At 55.7% G+C, this 8,655-nt stretch carries 6 protein-coding genes and 1 pseudogene; 3 read left to right on the top strand and 4 right to left on the bottom strand.

All coding sequences use genetic code 11. The annotated features are described in order from the left end of the window. The 3 genes and pseudogenes from WA354_RS07060 to WA354_RS07070 all read left to right on the top strand — a co-directional run. Window positions 1-673, top strand: a pseudogene (locus WA354_RS07060) (maltose alpha-D-glucosyltransferase); the annotation flags it as partial. A gap of 72 nt (window positions 674-745) precedes the next feature. Further along, window positions 746-1,936: a hypothetical protein gene (locus WA354_RS07065; RefSeq protein ID WP_472812298.1), complete on the top strand. Its 1,191-nt coding sequence runs from the start codon at window positions 746-748 to the stop codon at window positions 1,934-1,936. Window positions 1,937-2,007: 71 nt separating this feature from the next. After that, window positions 2,008-2,835, top strand: coding sequence for a hypothetical protein (locus tag WA354_RS07070; protein WP_472812299.1), 828 nt, complete (start codon window positions 2,008-2,010; stop codon window positions 2,833-2,835). On the opposite strand, the gene treZ is transcribed toward WA354_RS07070, so the two are convergent. From treZ to WA354_RS07090, 4 genes are all read right to left on the bottom strand, one after another. Further along, a complete protein-coding gene (gene treZ, locus WA354_RS07075) occupies window positions 2,832-4,580 on the bottom strand; it encodes a malto-oligosyltrehalose trehalohydrolase (RefSeq protein ID WP_472812300.1) in 1,749 nt (582 codons plus the stop codon). The two genes, WA354_RS07070 and treZ, sit on opposite strands and share 4 nt — an antisense overlap. A 3-nt stretch (window positions 4,581-4,583) precedes the next feature. Next, window positions 4,584-7,238, bottom strand: coding sequence for a malto-oligosyltrehalose synthase (gene treY, locus WA354_RS07080; RefSeq protein WP_472812301.1), 2,655 nt, complete (start codon window positions 7,236-7,238; stop codon window positions 4,584-4,586). 181 nt (window positions 7,239-7,419) lie between these two features. After that, entirely contained in the window at window positions 7,420-8,334 is a 915-nt protein-coding gene (locus WA354_RS07085) for a dihydrodipicolinate synthase family protein (RefSeq protein ID WP_472812302.1), read from the bottom strand. Further along, a partial coding sequence (locus WA354_RS07090; protein WP_472812303.1) for an FAD-dependent oxidoreductase occupies window positions 8,331-8,655 on the bottom strand: 325 nt, incomplete at its 5' end. The genes WA354_RS07090 and WA354_RS07085, both read right to left, overlap by 4 nt.

Below are 8,655 nucleotides of genomic sequence, written 5' to 3' on the forward strand. Positions count from 1 at the left end.
AGATCTGGAGCTAGACGCGAGCCAGATCGAGACCCAGATCAGATCTGCCCTGGAAGCACTCAGGGTGAGGTTCTCCACTCTCGATGAGGCATCCGCCGACCGGGCGGCCCTGTTGTTATCAAAGCGCTTGGAACTGATAGAACGGAGCCGCTCCATCGTCGAGCTTTCTGCCGCAGGGCAGCGCATTCGCATTCACGGCGACTATCACCTCGGCCAGACTCTCCGAACCGCTGTCAAAGGCGGCACGGACGACCGAGGCGATTTCGTCCTGTTGGACTTCGAAGGCGAGCCAGCGCGATCACTGTTGCAACGTCGGCGCAAGCAATCGCCCCTGAAGGACGTGGCCGGGATGCTGCGCTCGTTCTCCTATGCCGCATTCGCTGGTCTGAAGGAATTTCGGGATGCCAATTCCAAAGACTTGCGAGTGAACGCCGCTGGAGGCTTAAGCACCTGGGCCGAGGCATGGCAAAAATCTACGTCCGGCGAGTTTCTTCGCGGTTATCGAGAGACAATCGCGAAAAATCCGGACCTGCTGCCTCCTGGGCGGGAGATGCAGTTGCTGCTGGATGCATTCGTGCTGGAAAAGGCTCTCTACGAGTTGCAGTATGAACTCAACAACCGCCCAGCATGGATACACATCCCCATTGCAGGTATCCTATCGTTGTGCAATTAACCGGCATCGAATCGACTAAGCCGGCCGTTTGATCGTTCACTTTGCTAGGGCACGAGCTATCCCCAGTCCATTATGGCTACTGCAAATTCAGTCTCGGACTCTCACCCAACGGCTATTCCCGCGAAAGCAGGTTTGCTTGTTTTTATTGCTCCTATGGCGGTGGAGTCGCTCGACAATATCTTTGCCAATTTGACGGCCTTGTTTCCTGCGGAAGAACTGCTGATCGCAACGCCTAACGACACCTCCAGCACTGCATATCCAGCTCTGCGCGTGATTTCAACGCAAGCTACCAATGCCATCTGGCCTCTCGCGGCGATTGATTTTGCGAGTGCTGCTGCCGCGGCCAAGGAACACCAAGCGCGCGCAATTCTGATGCTTGGACCTGGTGCCGATTCTCTGAGCCCATCGGCGCTTCACGATTTGGCGAATGCGGTGTCCGATTCAACATTTGATCTGGCAGTCCCTCACTATTCGCTTCCACCAAATGCCGGACTCGTGAACTCGGCCATTCTGTACCCGTTGACGCGCGCTTTGTTCGGGTCTCGAACCCGATTCCCGCTATCGATCGACATGTCTTTTTCCGTGCGCATGGCGGAGCGGCTTGCCAATACAGCCCAGCGTTTTATCCATCTGAACCAGGCAGACGCCATCCTTTGGCCCGTAAGCGAGGCAGCAATCTCCGGATTAAGTGTCGAAGAAATTGCCGTCGGCTCACGCATGTTGCCGCAGCCTGCCGAGCCGAACGTCAATGCGATTCTCACGCTGGTCACCGGATCTCTGTTTGCGGATATCGAGGCCAAGGCGGCTTTCTGGCAGCGTCCGCGCCGGCTTCCGCCAGATCGGCGTACTTTTCCCGTGATCGATGGAATAGAGGGAGAGGTTGATATCGCACCGATGGTCGAAGCGTTTCGGCTGGCATTCTCAAATCTCCAGGAGATCTGGTCTCTCGTACTGGCGCCCAATTCTCTGCTTGGATTGAAACGGCTTTCGATCGCTGAACCGGCGTCATTTCGTATGCCGGAGAATCTTTGGGCACGCGTCGTCTTCGATTTTTTGGTGGCTTACAGGCTTCGCACGCTCAATCGTGGACATCTGCTCGGTGCGCTCATTCCGCTCTATCTTGCATGGGTCGCCGGTCACCTTAATGTCGTGAAATCGGGCACAAGCTCCGAGGTTCACGTGGAAGCAGTAGCCGCAGCTTTTGAATCAGACAAGCAGTACATCGTCTCGCGCTGGCGCTGGCCCGACCGATTTAATTCATGACGCTCCGTTTGGGAGAGTGAAACCGTTCCAATTACGAAGATTTGGAACGGGCAGTTCAAGGAGAGAGTCCGATGCATCGATTCCTCGCCGCAATGCTACAGACAGTTCAAGATTACAATCCGCCACCGGCACCGATCGTAATCGACAACGGGTCGATCTGGCATCATATGTCCGACGCGCTCCACCAATCCGTTTATCGCGTGTTGTCGCTGTTTATCGCCGTTTTGCCCGGCATTCTGGCGGTCTTTGTCGCGCTTACTCTGTTCACCTTGATCGGAATGGGTCTCTCGACCCTCTTGCGGAAAGGGCTGGGCCTTCTCAAATTCGACGATCGATTGAATCGCGGCGCTTCGGAATGGGCACCTTCGAGTTCTCCCACAGCATTGATCGCACGGGCCGCATTCTGGGGCTGCGTTCTGCTCGGATTGATAATCGGAGTGTCCGCATTCGACGCGTCCTACGCAACCGGCGCCCCACTGCCGATTTCAATGCTGCCCTACTTGACGCATCTTGTCGGCGCAATTCTGCTGCTGATCGCAGGAACTCTGATCGCCCGGTTTCTGGCACGCTCTGTGCTCATCGGAGCGGTGAATGCTCAATTGCAGTATGCAAGATTTCTTTCTCTCGGCGTCAAATGGCTGGTGCTCGTGCTAACCGCCGCCATGGTGCTTGACCATCTTCAAGTGGGCGGAAACATTGTTGAGCTGGCGTTTGGAATTTTGTTTGGCGGTATCGTACTGACTCTTGCACTTGCCGTTGGACTTGGTTCGCGAGACCTGGTGAGTCGATCACTTGAAGGACACGTGGATCGATCGAGTGATCGACACCACGCACCCGAAAACGAAACTGTACCGGCTCCGGTCGAGCCTATTCGACACGAGTCCATTCGTCACTTTTAGTGGATAGCGTCGGTTCGAAGAATCGCTACCGAGTCCGGCGGCAGAGCGATTGTGCCATCTTCACCGACAATGTCAGGCCGCGAAGCAAGTATCAGTTTGCCGCCGTTTATAACCGGCAGTGGTCCGGAGTTTGACCCCAGGTTGCAGGCGATCACAACCGACCCCCGCGCCGTGCAAAGCCATCGCTCCTCCTCGTTGAAGGTGACTACTGTGTTTCCAGGTTCTCCGTTGTTCAAAGATGGGGTGGAGCGTCGCAGCCGGATCAGCTCGCGATACCAGTTCAGCATCGCAGCATGAGCAGGTCTCGGCAGTTCCTCCCATTTCAGCTTCGAGCGCTCGAAGCTCGCCTGATTCTCTGGATCCGGGATTGTCGCTGGATCCCAACCGAAGGCAAAAAACTCTCGCTTGCGCCCTTCTGACACTTGTCGAGCCAACTCCGGATCCAGGTGATCGGCGAAATAAAGAAACGGCGACGTTGATGCCCATTCCTCCCCCTGGAAAAGCATCGGAATAAACGGGCCAAGCAATACCAGAGCTGCCGCAATCTTTGCGCGATCGATTCCGGCACTCTGGCTGATTCTGTCGCCGAGGGCGCGGTTGCCAACCTGATCGTGATTCTGGATAAAACCAAGAAAGCGATGCTGAGACAGATTCCTTGCGGTGCGTCCATGTATGCGATTGCGATGACGGGAGAAAATTCCGTCATAGACGAATGTCTGCTCCATAGCCTTGGCAAGTTGAGCAATCGATCCGAAGTCGGTGTAATAACCGGCGAGCCTTTCCCTGCTGAGAACAGTAAACAGCGCGTGGTGAAAATCGTCGCTCCACTGAGCATCCATGCCGAAGCCCCCGCAATCGCGCGGGGTCACAACGCGCGGATCGTTCAAGTCACTTTCGGCGATCAGCACCAGTCCGCGGCCAAGTGTTGCGCCGAGTGTCTCAACTTCCGTGGCAAGTTGTTCGAGAAAGTGAATCGCCGATCGGTCTACAAAGGAATGTACGGCATCAATGCGCAGGCCGTCGATATGGAAATCGCGCAGCCACATGAGGGCGTTATCGAGGAGAAATCGACGAACCTGGTGCGAGCCGGCCTCTTCCATATTCATGGCGCCGCCCCACGGTGTCTTGTGAGCGTTCGTTAAATAGGGGCCGAACTTGCCCGTGTAGTTCCCGCTGGGTCCGAAGTGGTTATATACCACATCGAGCAGTACGGCCAAGCCAAGTCCATGAGCTGCGTTGACGAAACGCTTCAATCCGTCAGGGCCGCCGTAAGGTTCGTGTACAGCATAGAGAGAGACGCCGTCATAACCCCATCCGTGGTTGCCATCGAAGGCCGCAACAGGCATCAGTTCCACATGAGTGATGCCGAGAGTTCTTAAGTATTCGAGCTTCGCAGCTGCCGCATCAAGCGTGCCTTCCGAAGTAAAGGTTCCAATGTGCAGCTCATAAATTACAGCGCTCGCCAGCGGTCTTGCCTGAAAGGCCGGATCAGTCCACCGGAATTCATTCTGATTGTAGAGGCGGGAGAGTGCGTGAACTCCATTCGGTTGCCGCTGAGATCGAGGATCTGGGTAGGTTGTATTGTCTGCATCTATAACAAACCCGTAGTCCGCGCCGTAGCTCGCGGAGTCTACGGCTGCAGTCCAGCAACCATCGTCATCCGGTCCATCCATGAGGATGGATTTTCCATCTATTTGTACGGCTACCGCCTTCGCAAGCGGCGCCCAGATCTTGAATACATGCATCACTCAGCTCTCTTCTTTCGCGAGCAGCGCCACGGGAAAACGGCGCAAGAGATTTGACAAGGGTATGCGGCCGCCGCCTATCACTTCGTCGGTAAGCACGTTTCTCCAGCGCTCGACGGGCAAATCAACGGTAGTGTTCAGCCAGTTCGCCGCAAGTCTTAGATTCCATCGCGGAACAATCGTTGCAAGGCTGCCCGCCCGCAGATAGCCCAACGCATGATCCGCCCGCCTTCCCTCAATCGCCAGTGGAGTAAAGTCTCCACCCTCTCCAAATAATTCCGGTCTTTGCCGCCTCAGCTTAAGCGCGCAATGGAGCAACCACAGTTTCGGCATCCCGCTGTCCATATTCTTGAGAATTTCTTCAACTGGCATGCCCGCTTCAAGCTCCGATAACAATGTGTTTCGCGCCGTGTAATCGATCGGTCCGCGGTTGTCGGGATCGACCAGGTGAAGATCCCACAACTCGCTTCCTTGATAAGTGTCAGGCACGCCGGGAGCCGTACATTTCAGCAGAGTCTGTGCAAGGCTGTTTACTCTTCCCGGGGTGAGAATGCGGCTTACGAATTCTCCAATCTCCGCCAGGAACTCCTCACTGTCGTAGATGCGTTCAATGAAGGTCTTCAGATGATCTTCGAATTCCTTGTTCTGCTGTGTCCAACTGGTTCGCTGCTTTGCCTCGCGCACCGCCTTTTCCATGTAGGCGGTCATCCGATCGCGCTCAATCGGCCACGCGCCAATCATCGTTTGATACAGGAAGTATTCCGTATTGCGATCGGGCTCGCCTCCAGTTTTGAAAAAGGCATTTATCCGCGACCAGCGCCTCAGGGATACGCGCCACTGCCCGGGCATCTCTGTAATCACTGCCAGCCGGGCGCGCACGTCATCAGAGCGCTTCGTATCGTGCGTTGAGAGCGTGGTCATGGTCAGCGGGAAAGAGGATTGCATCCTGCCGCAATAGGCAAGGAAATCCGGCGAGCTAATGCCATCGCGGTCCGGAGCACTACCCACCTCGTTCAGCCCGATCATCCGGTTATAGCAATAAAAGGCCGTATCCTCTACCCCTTTCGCCATAACCGGCGAGGTGAATTGCTGGAAGCGGTAGACAAATTCGGCTTCGAGTGGACCGCGAGAACGCAACAGCAACACATCCCCGATGAAGTCAAGCAGGCCTCCATCGAGATCCGGCCGGTGATTCTTGGCTCTCTCGATCGCATCGGAAACATGCAGACGATCCTCCTCTGTAATCTCTTCGCGCTCTGGAACTACGTAGGTTCTGTATACCGAAAACCCGGCCGCCACTTCCCGGATCGATCGCCTGATCTCCGCTCGGGTAAAGTCGCGGCGGTCGCGATTGTTTTCGCAGATCTCGACGAACAGACTTGCTAGTCGATTCACATCGCTGCCTAGCGCCTCATGCTCGACATTTAGCTTCTTATCGCTTGCGATGGCAGCGAAATCAGTCGGCTCTCGCGTAAAGTCCTTGTAGATCTGCGTCAGCTCCTTCAAGCCATCGGGGTGCATGAGCCAACAGTTGCAAACATTCAGAAAGTCGTAGCCGCTTGTGCCCTGAATCGGCCAGCTCTCGCGAAGATATTCTCCGGGCTCGAGTATCTTCTCGCCAATGATCCACGCATCCGGAGCTCGCTCCCGCAAACGCGTGAAGTACTGCAAAGGGTCGCGTAACCCATCGGGATGGTCGACGCGAACTCCGTCAAGGACTCCTTCGCGAAGCCAATCAAGAATGCGGCGATGCGTCTGCTCGAACACATGTGGCCGTTCCACTCGAAGTCCGACAAGGGTGTTCACATCGAAAAACCTGCGATAGCCGAGTTCCTGATCGGCTGTGCGCCAGTAGGCCAATCGGTAGTGTTGAAGATTCAACAATTCGTCCAGGGCATCATGATCGGAATTCAGTTCTCGAATCGCCCTGTTGATCGCCTGCGAGGTCTCTGGATGTTCTTCACAGAATCGTTGCAGCAGGCCGTAAATCACGACCTTGTCACGATGTCGTGAGTTAATCGCTTCGCTGTCTGTCGCGTCAGGGACGGGCAGGCGAGCAAGGCTGTCCGCAAGAAAGCTGAGAGTCGGACTATATGCATATTGAGCAGCACGTTCGAGAATGATGGGCTGAGAACGTGGTGCGAGAGGATAGAGATGATCGATGTATCGTATGCGGAGAGATGCATCGTCCCGATCGATTTGAATCTGACCCGCTGTGAGAACACGACCATACTGATCGCCGAGCACAGGTATCAGGACCTTGTTCTGAAGTTTCACTTCAGAGGAATGCCAGTCGATATCGAACCATGTAGCGAATCGGCTTGACGGGCCATTTTCAAGAACATCCCACCAATTCTGATTCCGCGGCCCCGTCGCCATATGGTTGGGGACGATATCTAGCACCTGGCCTAGCCCAAGTTCCGCGAGCCGGTCGCAGAATCGCTGATGGCCCTCCTCCCCTCCCAATTCTTCATTTACGCGCTGATGGTCGACGACGTCGTAACCGTGCATGCTGCCGGGAGCTGCCTGGAGATATGGCGAACAATAAACGTGCGAGACGCCCAGAGACTTGAGATAGGCGACGACGTTCGCTGCGTCGTCGAATGTGAAATTCGCGTGCAACTGAAGCCGGTATGTCGAAGTGGGAACGCGCGGCATTTCCTGGTTGCACCGAGTTGGCCTGGGTTGGGAGGATAGAAAAACTCAGCCGTCAGGCTATTGGATGCCCTCAGATTGATAACAGGATGTACGTCCATTAATTGCCCGTATCGGAAGAGGGGCTGAATCATGAGAGAGCATGAAAGAACTGCTCTACAAATGAAACCCTCAGGCTGAGCAGTTATAGCAACGGCGAACTTACGATGCCATCCGGGCGATGTTGCAGCGCGTCAGCGATCAATGCTTTCGCTTCATTTAACTCAGCGGCCTCGATCTGGAGTCGGGGTGGCCGCACACGCGCCGTTGCAACCCCCAGTTCCTCCTGCACGAGCTTGATCAACTGCACAAACTTGGGGACAGTGTCCATACGCAACAGCGGCAGGAACCAGCGGTAGATATTGAACGCGGCCTCTTTGTTTCCTGCGATTGCAAAATCAAACAGCGCGACGGATTCGCGCGGGAAAGCATTCACGAGCCCAGCGATCCAGCCAACCGCCCCGGCCTCGATTCCTTCCACGATTGCATCGTCCACGCCGACAAAAATGGCGAGGCGATCGCCGGTAAGTGCGCGAATAGCGGTTACGCGTCGCACATCTGTCGAAGACTCCTTCACGGCCGCCAGGTTCTCGAATTCCTCAGCGAGCTCTTTGATCTGGGCAGGCACAAAGTCTGTTCCGTAGGCAACGGGATTGTTGTAGAGCATTGCGGGAAGCGGCGTCGCCTGAAGGATCGCCGCAATGTATGCTTTCGTCTCTCGCCAGTCGCCCTTGTAGACATAAGGTGGCAGAATCATCAGGCCCTGCGCTCCCGCATCAGTCAGCGCCTTGGCTAGGTGCACCGCCTCTGATGTCGACAGCGCAGAGATCGCTCCAACTACAGGAGTGGATGGTGCGACCGCTGCTACGGCCCCTCGAACAATCTTTAGTTTCTCTTCGAACGTGAGCGTCGCCGCTTCTCCCAGTGAACCCAGGCACACGATGCCAGTACATCCATTTGCCTGCATCCACCGTGCGTGACGTGCAGCAAAGGCCCAGTCGATTTCAAGGCCTTCGGTGAATGGCGTGGTCATGGCGGGCATTACGCCTTTCCATTTCATAGCGGCTCCTTTGCTGCATCAGCGGAATTGTTGTGCTTAAAGCGGGACGGCAGATACGGATCCAACGGAATCGATGCTTGTCTGCCCTCGAGCGCAGCAGCCAGCAGTGCGCCTGTAGCCAGGGAGGTTGTAATTCCCAACCCCTCATGTCCAGTCGCCAGCCACACCGTGTCATCGTGCAGCGAAGGCCCGATCAGTGGAAGCTTATCCGGCGTGGCTGCTCGGAACCCGGTCCAAACGCGCACCGCATTCAACGAACCAATAGACGGCATATAGACGGCAGCTCGCTGCAGCATTGCACTCAAGACCCTCTGGTTAATA

The organism is Occallatibacter sp., assembly GCF_049802275.1.
In the GTDB taxonomy this organism is placed as follows: domain Bacteria; phylum Acidobacteriota; class Terriglobia; order Terriglobales; family Acidobacteriaceae; genus Telmatobacter.